We start from the raw sequence: 16,594 nt of genomic DNA, 5'->3' as shown, positions 1-16,594 counted from the left end.
TTATTATTATCCCTGACGCTGGCGGCCAACTTGCAGTAATTAGCCGCATTTCTGATGCATTCGCTATCATTGATTAATTTCACTTGCGACTTTGGCTGCATTTTGTAATGTGAGCACTGGCCCAGTGGGATACTGGTACACATCTTCAGCACATACCTCTGCAGGAACTTTCGCTATGAAAAATGTTGGTTTTATCGGCTGGCGTGGAATGGTCGGCTCTGTACTCATGCAACGCATGGTTGAGGAGCGCGATTTCGACGCCATTCGCCCTGTCTTCTTTTCCACTTCCCAGTTTGGGCAGGCTGCACCAGCGTTTGGTGGCCATGCAGCAGGTACGCTTCAGGACGCGTTCAACCTGGAAGCGCTGAAGGCACTCGACATCATTGTCACCTGCCAGGGCGGCGATTATACCAACGAAATCTATCCAAAGCTCCGTGAAAGCGGCTGGCAGGGTTACTGGATCGACGCAGCATCTTCTTTACGCATGAAAGATGACGCCATTATTATCCTCGACCCGGTTAACCAGGCGGTCATCAATGACGGCCTGAACAACGGCATCAAAACCTTTGTTGGCGGCAACTGTACCGTCAGCCTGATGTTGATGTCGCTGGGCGGTCTGTTCGCCAACGATCTGGTGGAATGGGTCTCTGTGGCGACCTACCAGGCGGCTTCCGGCGGCGGCGCGCGTCATATGCGCGAACTGCTGACGCAAATGGGCCAGTTGCACAGCCATGTGGTGGCAGAACTGGCGGATCCGGCTTCGGCTATCCTCGACATCGAGCGCAAAGTCACAGCATTGACCCGTAGCGGCGAACTGGCGGTTGATAACTTCGGTGTACCGCTGGCGGGCAGCCTGATCCCATGGATCGACAAACAGCTCGATAATGGCCAGAGCCGCGAAGAGTGGAAAGGCCAGGCCGAAACCAACAAAATTCTCAACACGGCGTCCACCATTCCGGTTGACGGTCTGTGCGTACGTGTCGGCGCGCTGCGTTGCCATAGCCAGGCGTTTACCATCAAACTGAAAAAAGACGTGTCGATTCCGACCGTGGAAGAGCTGCTGGCTGCGCACAACCCGTGGGCAAAAGTGGTGCCGAACGATCGCGAAATCAGCATGCGCGAACTGACGCCTGCGGCGGTCACCGGCACGCTGACCACGCCGGTTGGTCGTCTGCGCAAACTGAACATGGGGCCGGAGTTCCTCTCCGCCTTTACCGTTGGCGACCAGCTATTGTGGGGCGCGGCGGAACCATTGCGTCGAATGTTGCGCCAACTGGCGTAAGCGAAAAATAAAAAAAAGGGTGCTTCGGCACCTTTTTTTATGAGTTTTTACCGGAAAATGTGGTTGATGTGTTTATTTTCTCAGGAGTTGAAAAGTGTTGGCTATGCTTTAAGTAAGGTGTCTGAACACCTTACCTGAAAGCGGGACGGAGCATAGAGGATGCGCACATTTGTGCTGCTCCGTTCAGGTTCAAAAAGTATCGCAACCGCCTGAAACGACGGTGGAAAGCGCGATACCACGATAACAGGATGAAAGCCATGTCTGTTCATATCGACAGAGACGTGATTAACGCCCTAATTTCCGGCCATTTTGCCGACCCTTTTTCCGTTCTTGGCATGCATTGTACCGACGCCGGTATTGAAGTTCGCGCTCTGTTGCCTGACGCCACTGAAGTGTGGGTCATTGAGCCGAAAACCGGGCGCAAAGTGGGACAACTGGAGTGCCTGGATTCACGGGGCTTCTTCAGCGGCGTGATGGAGCGCCGCAAAAATCCTTTCCGTTATCAATTTGCTGTGATCTGGCATGGCCAGCAGAATCTGATTGATGATCCCTATCGTTTCGGCCCGCTATTGCAGGAGCTGGATAGCTGGTTGCTCAGTGAAGGAACACATATGCGCCCCTATGAAACGCTGGGTGCGCATGCTGATACGATGGATGGCGTGGTCGGAACGCGATTCGCCGTCTGGGCACCGAATGCACAGCGGGTTTCGGTGGTTGGGCAGTTCAACTATTGGGACGGTCGCCGTCATCCAATGCGCCTGCGTCGTGAAAGCGGGATCTGGGAGCTGTTCATTCCTGGCGCGCTCAACGGTCAGCTCTACAAATTCGAGATCCGTGATGCAAACGGCAGGTTGAAGATTAAGGCCGATCCTTACGCCTTTGAAGCCCAGATGCGCCCGGATACCGCCTCGCTGATCTGCGGTCTGCCGGGCAAGAAAACCCAGAGCGATGAGCGCAAACAGGCAAACCAGTTTGATGCGCCAATCAGTATTTATGAGGTGCATCTGGGTTCCTGGCGTCGCCATACCGACAACAACTTCTGGCTCAGCTATCGTGAACTGGCCGATCAGCTGGTGCCGTACGCCAAATGGATGGGATTTACCCACCTTGAACTGCTGCCGGTGAATGAGCACCCCTTTGATGGCAGTTGGGGCTATCAGCCGACCGGGCTGTACGCGCCGACCCGCCGCTTTGGCACCCGTGATGATTTTCTGCACTTTATTCATACCGCACATGCTGCCGGGCTGGGGGTGATCCTCGACTGGGTACCGGGCCATTTTCCGTCGGACGATTTTGGCCTGGCGGAGTTTGACGGGACGAAGTTGTATGAGCACAGCGATCCGCGCGAAGGCTATCACCAGGACTGGAACACGCTGATCTATAACTACGGGCGTCGCGAAGTGAGTAATTATCTGGTAGGCAACGCGCTCTACTGGATCGAACGCTTCGGTATTGATGCGCTGCGCGTCGATGCGGTGGCCTCGATGATCTACCGCGACTACAGCCGCAAAGAGGGCGAGTGGATCCCCAATGAATTTGGCGGGCGCGAGAACCTGGAAGCGATTGAATTTCTGCGCAACACCAACCGCATTCTCGGCGAGCAGGCACCGGGCGTCGTCAGTATGGCGGAAGAGTCCACCGATTTTGCCGGCGTTTCGCGGCCGCCTTCGCAGGGCGGGCTGGGTTTCTGGTACAAGTGGAATCTGGGCTGGATGCACGACACGCTGGACTACATGAAGCTCGATCCGGTGTATCGCAAGTACCACCACGATAAGCTCACCTTCGGCATCCTCTACAACTACAGCGAAAACTTTATCCTGCCGCTGTCCCATGACGAAGTGGTTCACGGCAAGAAATCGATCCTCGACAGAATGCCCGGCGATGCCTGGCAAAAATTTGCCAATCTGCGCGCTTACTACGCGTGGATGTGGGGCTTCCCCGGCAAAAAATTACTGTTTATGGGCAACGAATTTGCCCAGGGACGCGAGTGGAACCACGACGGCAGCCTGGACTGGCATCTTCTTGAGGGCGGCGACAACTGGCACCACGGCGTACAGCGGCTGGTGCGCGACATGAACCATTTCTACCGCCACCACAAAGCCCTGCATGAGCTGGATTTTGACCCGTACGGTTTTGAGTGGCTGGTGGTGGATGATCATGAAGCGTCGGTGTTTGTCTTTGTCCGCCGCGACAAGCAGGGCAACGAAATCATTGTCGCCAGTAACTTTACCCCGGTGCCGCGCTACGATTATCGCTTTGGTATCAATCAGCCCGGCCGCTGGCGCGAGGAGTTAAACACCGATTCGATGCACTACCACGGCAGCAATACCGGTAATGGCGGTGTGGTACACAGCGATGCGATTGCTAACCGGGGGCGTGAACACTCGCTGCTGCTGACGTTACCGCCGCTGGCGACCATCTGGCTGGTGCGGGAGGGGGAATGACGAAGCTGACGGTGGGGCAATCGTTGCCGCCCGGCGCAGAAGTGCAGGCGGACGGCGTTAATTTTACGCTGTTTTCCGCCCATGCGGAGCGCGTCGAGTTGTGCCTGTTCGATGACGAAGGTAACGAACAGCGCGTCGACCTGCCTGGCCGCACCGGGGATATCTGGCACGGTTTTCTCAGCGGCGCAAAACCCGGCCTGCATTATGGCTACCGTGTGCATGGCCCCTGGGAACCGGCGCGAGGCCACCGTTTCAATCCGGCAAAACTTTTGCTCGACCCCTGCGCGAAGCGCGTCGACGGCGAAGCCGTTGACAGCCCGCTGTTCCACGGCGGCCATGATTCGCCGGATCCTCACGATAATGCCTCGCTTGGCTTGCGCAGCGTGGTGGTGCAAGACGCGTTCGACTGGCAAGGCGATGCGCTGCCGCGCACGCCGTGGGGCAACACCGTCATTTACGAAGCGCACGTCAAAGGGCTCACCTGGCTTCATCCTCAGTTACCGGAAAATATCCGTGGCACCTATAAGGCGCTGGGGCATCCGTTGATGATTGCCTGGTTTAAGCAGCTTGGCATCACCGCGCTGGAACTGATGCCCGTCGCCCATTTTGCCAGTGAGCCGCGCCTGCAACGGCTGGGGCTTTCTAATTACTGGGGCTACAACCCGCTGGCGCTGTTTGCGCTCCATCCGCACTATGCCAGCGATCCGCAACAGGCCATCAATGAGTTTCGTGAAGCGGTGAGGTCGCTGCATCTGGCGGGGATCGAAGTGATCCTCGATATTGTGCTTAATCACAGCGCCGAAACCGATCTCGACGGGCCGACTTTCTCCCTGCGTGGCATTGATAACAGTACCTATTATTGGATCAGAGACGATGGCGATTACCACAACTGGACCGGATGCGGCAACACGCTGAATCTGAGCCACCCCGCAGGCGTGGACTATGCGCATGCTTGCCTGCGCTACTGGGCGGAAACATTCCACGTTGACGGTTTCCGCTTCGATCTGGCGACAGTAATGGGACGCACACCGAATTTCGATCCGCAGGCGCCACTGTTTACTGCGATCAAAAACGATCCGCTGCTTTGCGATCTGAAACTGATCGCCGAGCCGTGGGATATCGGCCCAGGCGGCTACCAGGTGGGGAATTTCCCCGCACCGTTTGCCGAATGGAACGATCATTTCCGCGACGCGACGCGCCGTTTTTGGCTGGAACAGTCGTTGTCGCTCGGAGAGCTGGCCGGGCGGTTTGCTGCCTCCAGCGATCTGTTTAAACATGCGGGCCGTTCGCCGTCGGCTTCAGTCAATCTGATCACCGCGCACGATGGTTTTACTTTGCGTGATTGTGTCTGCTTCAGCCACAAGCATAACGAGGCGAACGGCGAGGACAATCGCGACGGCACCGACAACAACCACAGCAATAATCATGGACACGAGGGATTGGGCGGCAGTTTTGATGTGGTCGAACGGCGGCGCGCCAGCGTGCATGCCCTGCTGACCACGCTACTGCTTTCTCAGGGAACGCCGATGCTGCTGGCCGGAGATGAACTGGGACACAGCCAGCACGGTAATAATAATGCGTACTGTCAGGATAACGCGCTGACATGGCTGAGCTGGCAGCACGCGGATAGCGGGCTCATGCACTTCACTGCTGCGCTTATCCAGCTACGTCAACGGATCCCCGCTTTGACGCGCGACGTCTGGTGGGAAGAAGGGGATGGCAGCGTAGCCTGGCTGGATCACGCCGGACAACCGTTGACGGCGCAGGCGTGGCAGCACGGCGCTCTGCGCTTACAAATTCTGCTCTCCGATACGGTTTTAATCGCCATTAACGCAACCAGCGATGTTGCAGAAATGGTTTTGCCTCAAGGGGGTTGGCATGCCATTCCTCCCTTTGCCGGAGAGGACAATCCGGTAGTGATAACTGCCTGGCATGGGCCTGCGCATGGAGTTTGCGTATTTCAGCGGTCATAAAAACGGAGTCTGTCATGGTGAGATTAGAGAAGAACGACCCTACAATGTTAGCGCGCCAGTTGCCCTTAAAATCCGTCGCCCTGATTCTGGCGGGCGGGCGCGGGACACGCCTGAAAGATTTAACAAAAAAACGTGCCAAGCCGGCGGTTCACTTCGGCGGTAAATTCCGCATCATCGATTTTGCACTCTCCAACTGTATCAACTCCGGTATCCGCCGTATTGGGGTGATTACCCAATACCAATCTCACACGCTGGTTCAGCATATTCAGCGCGGCTGGTCATTCTTCAATAATGAGATGAACGAGTTTGTCGATTTATTGCCTGCCCAGCAGCGGGTGCATGGCGAAAACTGGTATCGCGGCACGGCAGATGCGGTGACGCAGAACCTCGATATTATTCGCCGCTATCGCGCGGAATATATCGTCATTCTGGCGGGTGACCACATTTACAAGCAGGATTACTCGCGCATGCTGCTCGACCATGTCGAAAAAGGGGCGCGTTGCACCGTGGCCTGCCTGCCGGTGCCCATTCACGAAGCAACCGCTTTTGGCGTGATGGCGGTCGATGAGCAGGACAAGGTGGTCGACTTCGTCGAAAAACCGGCGAATCCGCCCGCAATGCCCGGCGATGACAGCAAAGCGCTGGCCAGTATGGGGATCTATATTTTTGATGCCGAATATCTGTACGACCTGCTGGAGGAGGATGATAAAAACGAGAACTCCAGCCACGACTTCGGTAAAGACATCATTCCGCAAATCGTCAAATCTGGCATGGCCTATGCACATCCTTTCCCACAATCCTGTGTGCAATCGGATCCGAATTCAGAACCTTATTGGCGCGATGTGGGAACGCTTGAAGCTTACTGGAAAGCGAACCTCGATTTAGCGTCGGTGATGCCAGAGCTGGATATGTACGATCAAAACTGGCCTATCCGTACCTATAATCAATCTCTGCCGCCGGCGAAATTTGTTCAGGATCGCTCGGGCAGCCACGGCATGACGCTGAATTCGCTGGTTTCTGGCGGGTGCGTTATTTCAGGCTCGGTCGTTGTGCAGTCGGTGTTGTTTTATCGCGTACGCGTCAACTCCTTCTGCAATATCGATTCGTCGATATTGTTGCCGGAGGTATGGATAGGACGCTCCTGCCGCTTGCGCCGCTGCATTATCGACAGAGGTTGTGTGATCCCGGAAGGCACAGTGATCGGTGAAAACGCAGAAGAAGACGCGCGCCGATTTTACCGCTCCGAAGAGGGCATCGTGCTGGTCACGCGAGAGATGCTACGCAAACTGCAAGGCTGAAAAGTGAATTAAAACCTTGCGCGGAAGAGGCCCGCGCGCTGTTTCCCCCCCTGACGGCCATCCTTGCCGTATGGATTTGAACAGGAGCGATAATGCAGGTTTTACATGTCTGTTCTGAAATGTTTCCGTTGCTGAAGACCGGAGGTCTGGCGGACGTTATTGGTGCATTGCCTGCGGCGCAAATCGCCGGTGGTATTGATACACGCGTACTGTTGCCTGCATTCCCGGATATTCGCCGTGGCGTGAGCGATGCTCAGGTAGTTACCCGCCGGGAGACCTTTGCCGGGCCCATCACGTTGCTGTTTGGGCATTTCAATGGAGTAGGGATCTACCTGATCGACGCGCCGCATTTATATGAGCGCCCCGGCAGTCCTTATCACGATACCAATTTATTTGCCTATACTGACAACGTATTGCGTTTTGCGCTGCTCGGTTGGGTGGGCAGCGAGATGGCAACCGGGCTGGATCCTTTCTGGCGCCCGGATGTGGTGCATGCGCACGACTGGCATGCGGGGCTGGCTCCGGCCTATCTGGCGGCGAAAGGGCGCCCGGCGAAGTCGGTTTTTACCGTCCATAACCTGGCCTATCAGGGAATGTTTTTTGCCCAGCATATGAATGACATCCAGTTGCCATTGTCATTCTTTAACATGCACGGGCTGGAGTTTAACGGACAGATTTCATTTCTGAAGGCGGGGCTGTATTACGCGGATCATATTACCGCCGTTAGCCCCACCTACGCCCGGGAGATCACCGAGCCGCAATATGCCTATGGTATGGAAGGATTACTGCGCCAGCGCCAGCAGGAGGGCCGCCTCAGCGGCATTCTGAACGGTGTGGACGAGAAGATTTGGGACCCGGCAACAGATCTGCTTCTCGGCGCGCGCTACACGCGGGATACGCTGGAAGAGAAAGCGGAGAACAAACGTCAGTTGCAAATCGCCATGGGGTTGAAGGTCAACGACAAAGCTCCGTTGTTCTCCGTGGTCAGCCGTCTGACCAGCCAGAAAGGGCTGGATCTGGTGCTGGAAGCCTTGCCAGGCCTGCTGGAACAGGGCGGCCAACTGGCGCTGCTGGGCGCGGGCGATCCGGTATTGCAGGAAGGTTTCCTCGCAGCGGCGGCGGAGCATCCGGGTCAGGTCGGCGTACAGATTGGCTATCACGAAGCGTTCTCCCACCGCATTATGGGCGGCGCGGATGTCATTCTGGTGCCGAGCCGTTTTGAGCCGTGCGGCTTAACACAGTTGTACGGTCTGAAGTATGGGACGTTGCCGCTGGTGCGGCGAACCGGCGGGCTGGCGGATACCGTTTCCGACAGTTCTTTGGAAAATCTGGCGGATGGCATCGCCACCGGTTTTGCTTTTGAAGACAGTAATGCCTGGTCGCTGTTAAGGGCGATCAGGCGTGCTTTCGTGTTGTGGTCCCGGCCTTCGCTTTGGCGTTTTGTACAGCGCCAGGCGATGGCCATGGATTTTAGCTGGCAGGTCGCAGCGCAGTCTTATCGCGATCTTTACCTTCGGTTGAAATAGTTTTCCAGGAATCACTTATATGAATGCGCCATTTACTTATGCCTCACCGACGTTGAGCGTTGAGGCATTAAAACATTCGATTGCCTATAAACTGATGTTCACCATCGGTAAAGATCCGGCGGTTGCTAACCGCCATGAATGGCTGAACGCCACGCTGTTCGCCGTTCGCGATCGTCTGGTGGAGCGCTGGCTGCGTTCCACCCGTGCACAACTTTCCCAGGAAGTACGCCAGGTCTACTACTTATCGATGGAGTTTCTGATTGGCCGCACGCTCTCCAACGCCATGCTTTCGCTCGGTATTTATGACGACGTGAAAAACGCGCTGGAAGAGATGGGGCTCGATCTTGAAGAGCTGATTGATGAAGAGAACGACCCCGGCCTCGGCAATGGCGGTCTCGGGCGACTGGCGGCCTGTTTCCTGGATTCGCTGGCGACGCTGGGCTTGCCCGGTCGCGGCTATGGCATCCGTTATGACTACGGCATGTTTAAGCAAAATATCGTCGACGGGCGGCAAAAAGAGTCGCCGGACTACTGGCTGGAATACGGCAACCCGTGGGAATTCAAACGCCACAATACGCGCTATAAGGTGCGTTTTGGCGGGCGTGTTCAGCAAGAGGGTAAGCGGAGTCGTTGGGTGGAAACCGAAGAGATCCTTGCGGTAGCCTACGACCAGATCATTCCCGGCTACGACACCGACGCGACCAACACTCTGCGCCTGTGGAATGCGCAGGCCAGTAGCGAAATCAACCTCGGTAAATTTAACCAGGGCGACTACTTTGCGGCGGTGGAAGATAAAAACCACTCGGAAAACGTCTCCCGCGTGCTCTACCCGGACGATTCCACCTATTCCGGGCGTGAACTGCGTTTGCGGCAGGAGTATTTCCTCGTTTCAGCGACCGTGCAGGATATCCTCAGCCGCCACTATCAATTGCATCAAACCTTCAGCAATCTGGCGGATAAAATCGCCATTCACCTCAATGACACCCATCCGGTGCTGTCGATTCCGGAGCTGATGCGTCTGTTGATCGACGAACATAAATTCGAATGGGATGAAGCGTTTGAAGTAACCTGTCAGGTTTTCTCTTACACCAACCATACGTTGATGAGCGAAGCGCTGGAAACCTGGCCGGTGGATATGCTGGGCAAAATTTTGCCGCGTCATCTGCAAATCATCTTCGAGATTAATGATTATTTCCTGAAAACGTTGCAGGAGCAGTACCCGAACGATACCGGGCTGCTGAGCCGGACGTCGATCATTGACGAATCCAGCGGCCGCCGCGTGCGTATGGCGTGGCTGGCAGTAGTGATCAGCCATAAAGTCAACGGCGTGTCTGAGCTGCACTCCAACTTGATGGTTCAGTCGCTGTTTGCCGATTTTGCCACTATTTTCCCGATGCGTTTTCTCAACGTCACCAACGGCGTAACGCCGCGACGCTGGCTGGCGCTGGCCAACCCTTCGCTTTCCGGCGTGCTGGATGAACATATTGGCCGTACATGGCGTACCGATCTCAGCCAGTTGAGCGAGCTGGAGCAGCATATCGATTATCCGTTGGTTAACCAGGCGGTGCGGCAGGCCAAGCTGGAGAACAAAAAGCGGCTGGCGGAGATCATTGCCCATCAGCTTAATGTGGTGGTGAATCCAAAAGCGCTATTCGATGTGCAGATCAAGCGTATCCATGAATATAAACGTCAGTTGATGAACGTCCTGCACGTCATCACGCGTTATAACCGTATCAAGGAAGACCCCACCGCGCAGTGGGTGCCGCGCGTTAATATTTTCGCGGGGAAAGCCGCTTCGGCGTATTACATGGCGAAGCATATTATTCATCTGATCAACGATGTGGCGCAGGTGATCAATAACGATCCGCAAATCGGTGACAAGCTGAAAGTGGTGTTTATCCCGAACTACAGCGTCAGCCTGGCGCAGGTGATCATTCCGGCGGCGGATCTGTCAGAACAGATTTCCCTTGCGGGTACGGAAGCCTCCGGCACCAGTAATATGAAGTTCGCCCTGAACGGCGCGCTGACAATTGGTACGCTGGATGGCGCCAACGTTGAGATGCAGGAGCATGTCGGCGCGGAGAATATCTTTATCTTCGGCAATACGGCGGATGAAGTTGAGGCGCTGCGACGCAAAGGTTATTCGCCGCGCGAATACTACGAAAAAGATCAAGAACTGCATCAGGTGTTGACGCAAATCGCCACCGGTCAGTTCAGCCCGAACGAGCCTGGTCGCTACCGCGATCTGGTGGATTCGCTCATCAACTTTGGCGACCATTACCAGGTGTTGGCGGATTTCCGCAGTTATGTTGATTGCCAGGATAAGGTGGATGAGCTGTACCTCCACCCGGAAGAGTGGGCCACCAAAGCGATGCACAATATCGCCAATATGGGGTATTTCTCGTCGGATCGTACGATTCAGGAGTACGCCGAATATATCTGGCATATCGATCCGGTACGCCTGTAATCACACCAATCTGTAGGCCGGATAAGGCGTAGCCGCCATCCGGCATTTTGCTTCGGCGGGGTGTTTATTGCCCGGTGGCGCTTTGCTTACCGGGCCTACAAATATGCAGAATTCTGTAGGCCGGATAAGGCGTAGCCGCCATCCGGCACAACTATTACGACGCCAGCGATAATTCCGCTTTGTTATGACGCGTTAACCACTGCGCCACGCGGGATTGCTCTTCGGCGTTCAGCCACATTCCCAGCTTCGTACGACGCCAGATCACATCATCAAGGCGGCGTGCCCATTCATGTTCGACCAGGTAACGCAGTTCGGCTTCATACAGCTCATGACCGAAGTGTTCCCCCAAATCTTCAATGCGGGTGGCGTTTGCCAACAGCAGTTCACTGTTACTGCCGTAGGTGCGGGCAAAATGGCGCGCCAGCGATTCGCTGATAAACGGGTAGCGACGGCGCAGTTTCGCCGCGTAGTCGTCGCGATCGCCGCTGATATCGCCGCCTGGCAGCACGCAATTTTTTGTCCACGCCGGGCCGATGCCTTTGTAGTACGGCGTCAGTTTTTCCAGCGCATGCTCGGCAAGTTTACGGTAGGTGGTCAGCTTGCCGCCAAACACCGACAGCAGCGGCGCCTGGCCGTTCTCATCGTGAATATCCAGCGTATAGTCGCGGGTGATGGCCTGCGGCGAATCGGATTCGTCGTCGCACAGCGGGCGCACGCCGGAGTAAGTCCAGGCGATATCGTTGCGCGTGAGCTGTTTTTTAAAGTGCGCGTTATAGACTTTCAGCAGGTAGTTGATCTCGTTTTCATCGATCTCAACGTGCTTCGGATCGCCTTTATACTCCACATCGGTAGTGCCGATAATGGAGAACTCATCCATCCACGGAATAACAAAGACAATACGTTTGTCTTCGTTTTGCAGAATATAGGCCTGCTTCTGCGAATGTACGCGCGGCACCACAATATGGCTGCCTTTGATCAGGCGAATGCCGTACGGTGAAGGCAAATGCATACCGTCATCGAAGAACTGTTTAACCCACGGACCGGTGGCGTTCACCAGACCGCGCGCCTGCCAGCTATATTTTTCTCCGGTATCGATATCTTCCGCTTCGACAATCCACAGGCCATTTTCGCGGCGCGCGCTGGTGGCGCGGGTGCGGGTCAATACTTTGCCGCCTTTACGCTCAACCATCTGCGCATTCGCCAGTACCAGACGCGCATCATCTACCCAGCAGTCGGAATATTCGAAACCGCGCACGATTTCCGGTTTCAGCACCGATTCTGAGCCAAAACGCAAACCGGCTGAAGCCGGCAGGCTGGTGCGTTTTCCAAGGTGGTCGTACATAAACAGGCCAATGCGGATCATCCACGCCGGGCGCAGATGCGGGCGATGCGGCAGACGAAAACGCATCGGGAAAGCGATATGCGGCGCCATTTTTAGCAGCACTTCGCGCTCGGCAAGCGCTTCGCTTACCAGGCGGAATTCGTAGTGTTCAAGGTAGCGCAAGCCACCGTGAATCAGTTTGGAGCTGTTGCTGGATGTCGCGCAGGCCAGATCCTGCGCCTCCAGCATCAGCACGGATAAACCACGCCCTGCGGCGTCTACCGCGATGCCGGCACCGTTGATGCCCCCGCCTATCACAATCAGATCTTTGGTTTCCATGCTGCCCTCACGCACTTTCGTTAAAGCTCATAAATGTTCGTTATCGCTCATGATAGCAAAGGAATGCGCTTTTGGTAACATCAAAAAAACAATTTAGAGTGATACGCATAACATAATGGCGTTTACCCGCCGTCACGACGTACACTTGACGGCAGAATAGCCATTTCCTGTGTCAATTAAGAGAACGTCATGGATCACTTTGAATGCATTAACGTAGAAGAAACCCATCAGAAATTGCATCAGCAGCAGGCCGTGCTGGTGGATATCCGCGATCCGCAAAGCTTCGCGATGGGGCATACGCCGGGCGCATTCCATCTGACCAACGATACGCTGGGCGCGTTTATGCGCGACAACGATTTCGATACTCCGGTGATGGTGATGTGCTACCACGGCAACAGCAGCAAAGGTGCGGCGCAATACCTGCTCCAGCAGGGATACGATCAGGTCTACAGTGTGGACGGCGGTTTCGATGCCTGGCACCGTCATTTCCCGGCTGAAGTGGCGCACGGTACGCTTTAGGCATCCGTCCCGTGCCGCTATACTGTCTCTCTTTGTATGGATTAAGCGACGCCCGCCATGTTGATGATTACCTCTTTTACTAACCCTCGCGTCGCCCAGGCGTTTGTCGATTATATGCAGACCCAGGGCGTGATCCTCACCATTCAACATCACGAGCAAAGCGATATCTGGCTGGCAGATGAGAGCCAGGCTGAGCGCGTCAAAACTGAACTGGCGCGCTTTATCGAAAATCCTGCCGACCCGCGCTATCTGGCGGCGAGCTGGCAATCCGGGCAGGTCAATAGCGGTCTGCGCTATCGTCGTTTTCCCCTGACGGCGGCCATTCGCGAACGCGGCGGGCCATTGACGCTACTGATGACTGCGCTCTGCATATTTGTCTTCGTGGTGATGAGCGTGATTGGCGATCAGACCGTGATGATGTGGCTCGCCTGGCCGTGGGATGCCAGCGTGCAGTTTGAGGTCTGGCGTTACTTCACTCACGCAATAATGCATTTTTCGCTGGTACATATCCTCTTCAACCTGTTCTGGTGGTGGTATCTTGGCGGAGCCGTTGAAAAGCGTCTCGGCACCGGCAAACTGGTGGTTATTACCCTGATTAGCGCCTTATTAAGCGGTTTTGTGCAGCATCAACTTACCGGCCCGTGGTTTGGCGGTTTATCCGGCGTCGTGTATGCGCTGATTGGTTATGTCTGGCTGCACGGCGTACGCGATCCGGTTCCTCAGGTGGCGTTACCGAATGGGCTGTTTATTTTTACGGTTGCGCTGATGGTTGCCGAGTGGTTCGGCGTAATGGGCTTTGAGATTGCCACCGGTGCGCACACGGCTGGCATGGTGATTGGGCTGGCGATGGCGCTGGTGGACTCACAGAATGTGCGGAAACGAACATAATTATCCAGGGACATTTCATGAAACAAACACAGCGTCATGACGCGATTATTGAACTGGTTAAACAACAGGGATATGTCAGTACCGAAGAGCTTGTTGAACAATTTTCCGTCAGCCCGCAGACCATTCGCCGCGATCTGAATGACCTCGCGGATCAAAACAAAATCTTGCGTCACCACGGCGGCGCGGCGCTGCCTTCCAGCTCGGTGAACACCTCCTGGCACGATCGCAAATCAACGTTGACGGCGGAAAAAGAGCGCATTGCCCGCAAGGTAGCAGAACAGATCCCGAACGGCGCAACACTGTTTATCGACATTGGCACCACGCCGGAAGCCGTCGCCCATGCGCTGCTGGAACATAGCGATCTGCGCGTTGTGACCAACAACCTGAACGTCGCGAACACACTGATGAAGAAAGAGGATTTCCGCGTGATCCTCGCGGGCGGCGAACTGCGCAGCCGCGACGGCGGCATCGTTGGCGAGGCGACACTCGATTTTATCTCTCAGTTTCGCCTCGATTTCGGCATCCTCGGCATTAGCGGGATTGATGCGGATGGCTCGCTGCTGGAGTTCGACTACCACGAAGTGCGCACCAAGCGCGCGATCATTGAAAACTCGCGTCACGTCATGCTGGTGGTAGATCACTCGAAATTTGGCCGTAACGCGATGGTGAATATGGGCAGCATTGGCCTTGTGGATGCGGTGTACACCGATGCCATGCCGCCTGCAGGAACCCCTGCGCGAACAGAATTTCGCTTTGCTGGATCAGGCTCCACAGCGCGTAGTGCCAGACATCGTGACGACGCGCCATCTGTTCGGTTTGCTGCATCACCGACAGTGAACTGGTCAGCTCGCCTTTGCAGTGCAGCACTTCACCATGAACGGAGGTCGCCACAATACGGCTGTAATAGTTAGCCAGCGGCAACTCGTCGAGCGCCACCATCGCCAGCCGTTCCGCTTCCACCGGATCGCCATCGTTGATCGCCACCTGGGCGCGCAGGGCGTTGAAATCGCCGTGCAACGAGGCGTCCATTTGTGTGGTCATCTCCTGCTCGGCGCGCGCCAGCAGCGTGTTCACTTCGCTGTAGCGGTGCTGGCTTTGCATCAGCCAGGCCTGCAACAGGACCAGACGCGGATTTTCCAGCAGGCTTTCCCACGGCAGCGCTTTCAGCGACTCTTCCAGCACGCTCAGTTCACTGTGATTAAACAAACCCCACGCGTGATGCAGCAGAATATCGCGCAGCATAATGCCGTCTCCGGCTGCCAGCGCGTGGTGAATGGCTTCACTGGGGAAGCCTTGCGCCATCCAGCTTTCCGCCGCGGCGCGGTGAATATCCGGCAATTCAGTCGCCAGTTCCCACTGACAGCGCTGGCGCAGGAAACTGCCGAACAGCGGGTGGTAACTGAACCATTCGCCGGAATCGTCCATACGTTGTAAAAACAGCCCCTGACGCTCAATCTCTTCGAGCCGCATTTGCCCGTTCTCTTCACCGGTCACGCGGACGATCAGCGCGTCGTTCATCGAGCGCAGCAGGGCGCTTTTCAGCAGGAACTTACGTGTGTCGGTATCGACATTATCCAGCACTTCATCCACCAGATAATCGGAGAGATGGCTGGCATTAATGCCGGCGAGGCGGCGTGCGGACTGGTGCGGCGCACTGTGGTTTTGTCGCGCGGAGAGGGCGATAAGCTGCAACGCTGTCGCCCAGCCGGCAACGTCGTCGCACAGGCGGCTGCTTTCTGCTGCTTCAATCGGCGACGTCAGGCGGCAGTCAAAAAACTGTTTTGCTTCCTGATGGGTAAAAGCGAGTTGCTGGCTGCCTACTTCCAGCAGTTGTTCACGTACGCGCAGGTTGGCGATGCCTAACTGTGGCAGATTACGCGACAGCACAATCAGCGTCAGGTTTTCCGGCTGATGGCGTAAAAAGAATCGCATTGCATCATGGATCACCGGGTTGGTGATCAGATGATAATCGTCGATGACCAGAAAAAGTGGGCGCTGCCACTCCATCAATTCAACGAACATCTGGGAAAAGAGCGACGGCAGGCTGGCGTACTGGCGTTTTTGCGCCATCGCCTCGCTCCTGACGCAATGGCCGCCCGTCGCCTGCTGAACCGCAGCGATAAAGTAGCTGGCAAAACGTTCCGGCTGGTTATCCCCTTCATCCAGAGAGAACCAGCCAACATCATTTTTCCCGGCTGCCCATTGCGAAATGAGCGTGGTTTTTCCGTAACCCGCAGGGCTGGTCACCAGCGCAAGGCGATAATTGTTCGCGCCGGAAAGTTTAGCCAGCAGGCGTTCCCGAACCACGGTGTGGTCGAGACGAACCGGGCGACTTAATTTTGACGGAATCAACATAGTTATCACTTCACTGTGCGAAAACGGAGGGTGTGATTTTTTTTGCGCTTCGTAATTAATCCTAATAAGGTCGGTCAGATGAGGAAATATTGCAAGTTATGTCCGGATCTAACGATTGTGAATTTGCACTATGTCACATTTCTATTTATTTCATGAATAGTTAAGGACAAAAAAGGGAAAAA

General features: G+C 55.6%; 9 protein-coding genes and 2 pseudogenes. 9 read left to right on the top strand and 2 right to left on the bottom strand.

Features of this window, described 5'->3' with window-relative positions:
* Positions 1-175 precede the first annotated feature (175 nt).
* From asd to glgP, 6 genes are all read left to right on the top strand, one after another.
* Positions 176-1,282 (top strand): aspartate-semialdehyde dehydrogenase, encoded by a 1,107-nt coding sequence (gene asd / locus C0557_RS24155; RefSeq protein ID WP_208661728.1) that lies wholly within the window; start codon positions 176-178, stop codon positions 1,280-1,282.
* 257 nt (positions 1,283-1,539) lie between these two features.
* Positions 1,540-3,726: a 1,4-alpha-glucan branching enzyme gene (glgB, locus tag C0557_RS24150; protein ID WP_208661726.1), complete on the top strand. Its 2,187-nt coding sequence runs from the start codon at positions 1,540-1,542 to the stop codon at positions 3,724-3,726.
* On the top strand, positions 3,723-5,699 hold the full coding sequence (glgX, locus tag C0557_RS24145; RefSeq protein WP_208661724.1) for a glycogen debranching protein GlgX: 1,977 nt from the start codon (positions 3,723-3,725) through the stop codon (positions 5,697-5,699). The genes glgB and glgX overlap by 4 nt, the downstream gene beginning before the upstream one ends.
* A gap of 14 nt (positions 5,700-5,713) precedes the next feature.
* Complete coding sequence (glgC, locus tag C0557_RS24140) at positions 5,714-6,997, top strand: glucose-1-phosphate adenylyltransferase (RefSeq protein WP_208661722.1); 1,284 nt, start codon at positions 5,714-5,716, stop codon at positions 6,995-6,997.
* Between the two features lie 92 nt (positions 6,998-7,089).
* Entirely contained in the window at positions 7,090-8,523 is a 1,434-nt protein-coding gene (gene glgA / locus C0557_RS24135) for a glycogen synthase GlgA (protein WP_208661719.1), read from the top strand.
* A gap of 19 nt (positions 8,524-8,542) precedes the next feature.
* On the top strand, positions 8,543-10,990 hold the full coding sequence (gene glgP, locus C0557_RS24130; RefSeq protein WP_208661717.1) for a glycogen phosphorylase: 2,448 nt from the start codon (positions 8,543-8,545) through the stop codon (positions 10,988-10,990).
* A gap of 154 nt (positions 10,991-11,144) precedes the next feature.
* Here glgP and glpD read toward each other — a convergent pair whose 3' ends face one another.
* Positions 11,145-12,650 (bottom strand): glycerol-3-phosphate dehydrogenase, encoded by a 1,506-nt coding sequence (glpD, locus tag C0557_RS24125; protein WP_208661715.1) that lies wholly within the window; start codon positions 12,648-12,650, stop codon positions 11,145-11,147.
* Positions 12,651-12,839: 189 nt separating this feature from the next.
* Here glpD and glpE point away from each other — a divergent pair, with 189 nt between their 5' ends.
* From glpE to C0557_RS24110, 3 genes and pseudogenes are all read left to right on the top strand, one after another.
* On the top strand, positions 12,840-13,169 hold the full coding sequence (glpE, locus tag C0557_RS24120; protein ID WP_074775941.1) for a thiosulfate sulfurtransferase GlpE: 330 nt from the start codon (positions 12,840-12,842) through the stop codon (positions 13,167-13,169).
* A gap of 57 nt (positions 13,170-13,226) precedes the next feature.
* Positions 13,227-14,057: a rhomboid family intramembrane serine protease GlpG gene (glpG, locus tag C0557_RS24115; RefSeq protein WP_208661713.1), complete on the top strand. Its 831-nt coding sequence runs from the start codon at positions 13,227-13,229 to the stop codon at positions 14,055-14,057.
* Positions 14,058-14,074: 17 nt separating this feature from the next.
* Positions 14,075-14,785, top strand: a pseudogene (locus tag C0557_RS24110) (DeoR/GlpR family transcriptional regulator); the annotation flags it as partial.
* On the opposite strand, the pseudogene malT reads toward C0557_RS24110, so the two are convergent.
* Positions 14,769-16,412 (bottom strand): annotated as a pseudogene (gene malT, locus C0557_RS24105) (HTH-type transcriptional regulator MalT); the annotation flags it as partial. The pseudogenes C0557_RS24110 and malT sit on opposite strands and share 17 nt — an antisense overlap.
* Between the last annotated feature and the right edge of the window lie 182 nt (positions 16,413-16,594).

This window comes from Kosakonia sp. MUSA4, from assembly GCF_013085925.1.
Lineage (GTDB): Bacteria > Pseudomonadota > Gammaproteobacteria > Enterobacterales > Enterobacteriaceae > Kosakonia > Kosakonia sacchari_B.
The sequence above is the reverse complement of the archived record's forward strand: the minus strand, read 5'-3'. Positions and strand labels throughout refer to the sequence as shown.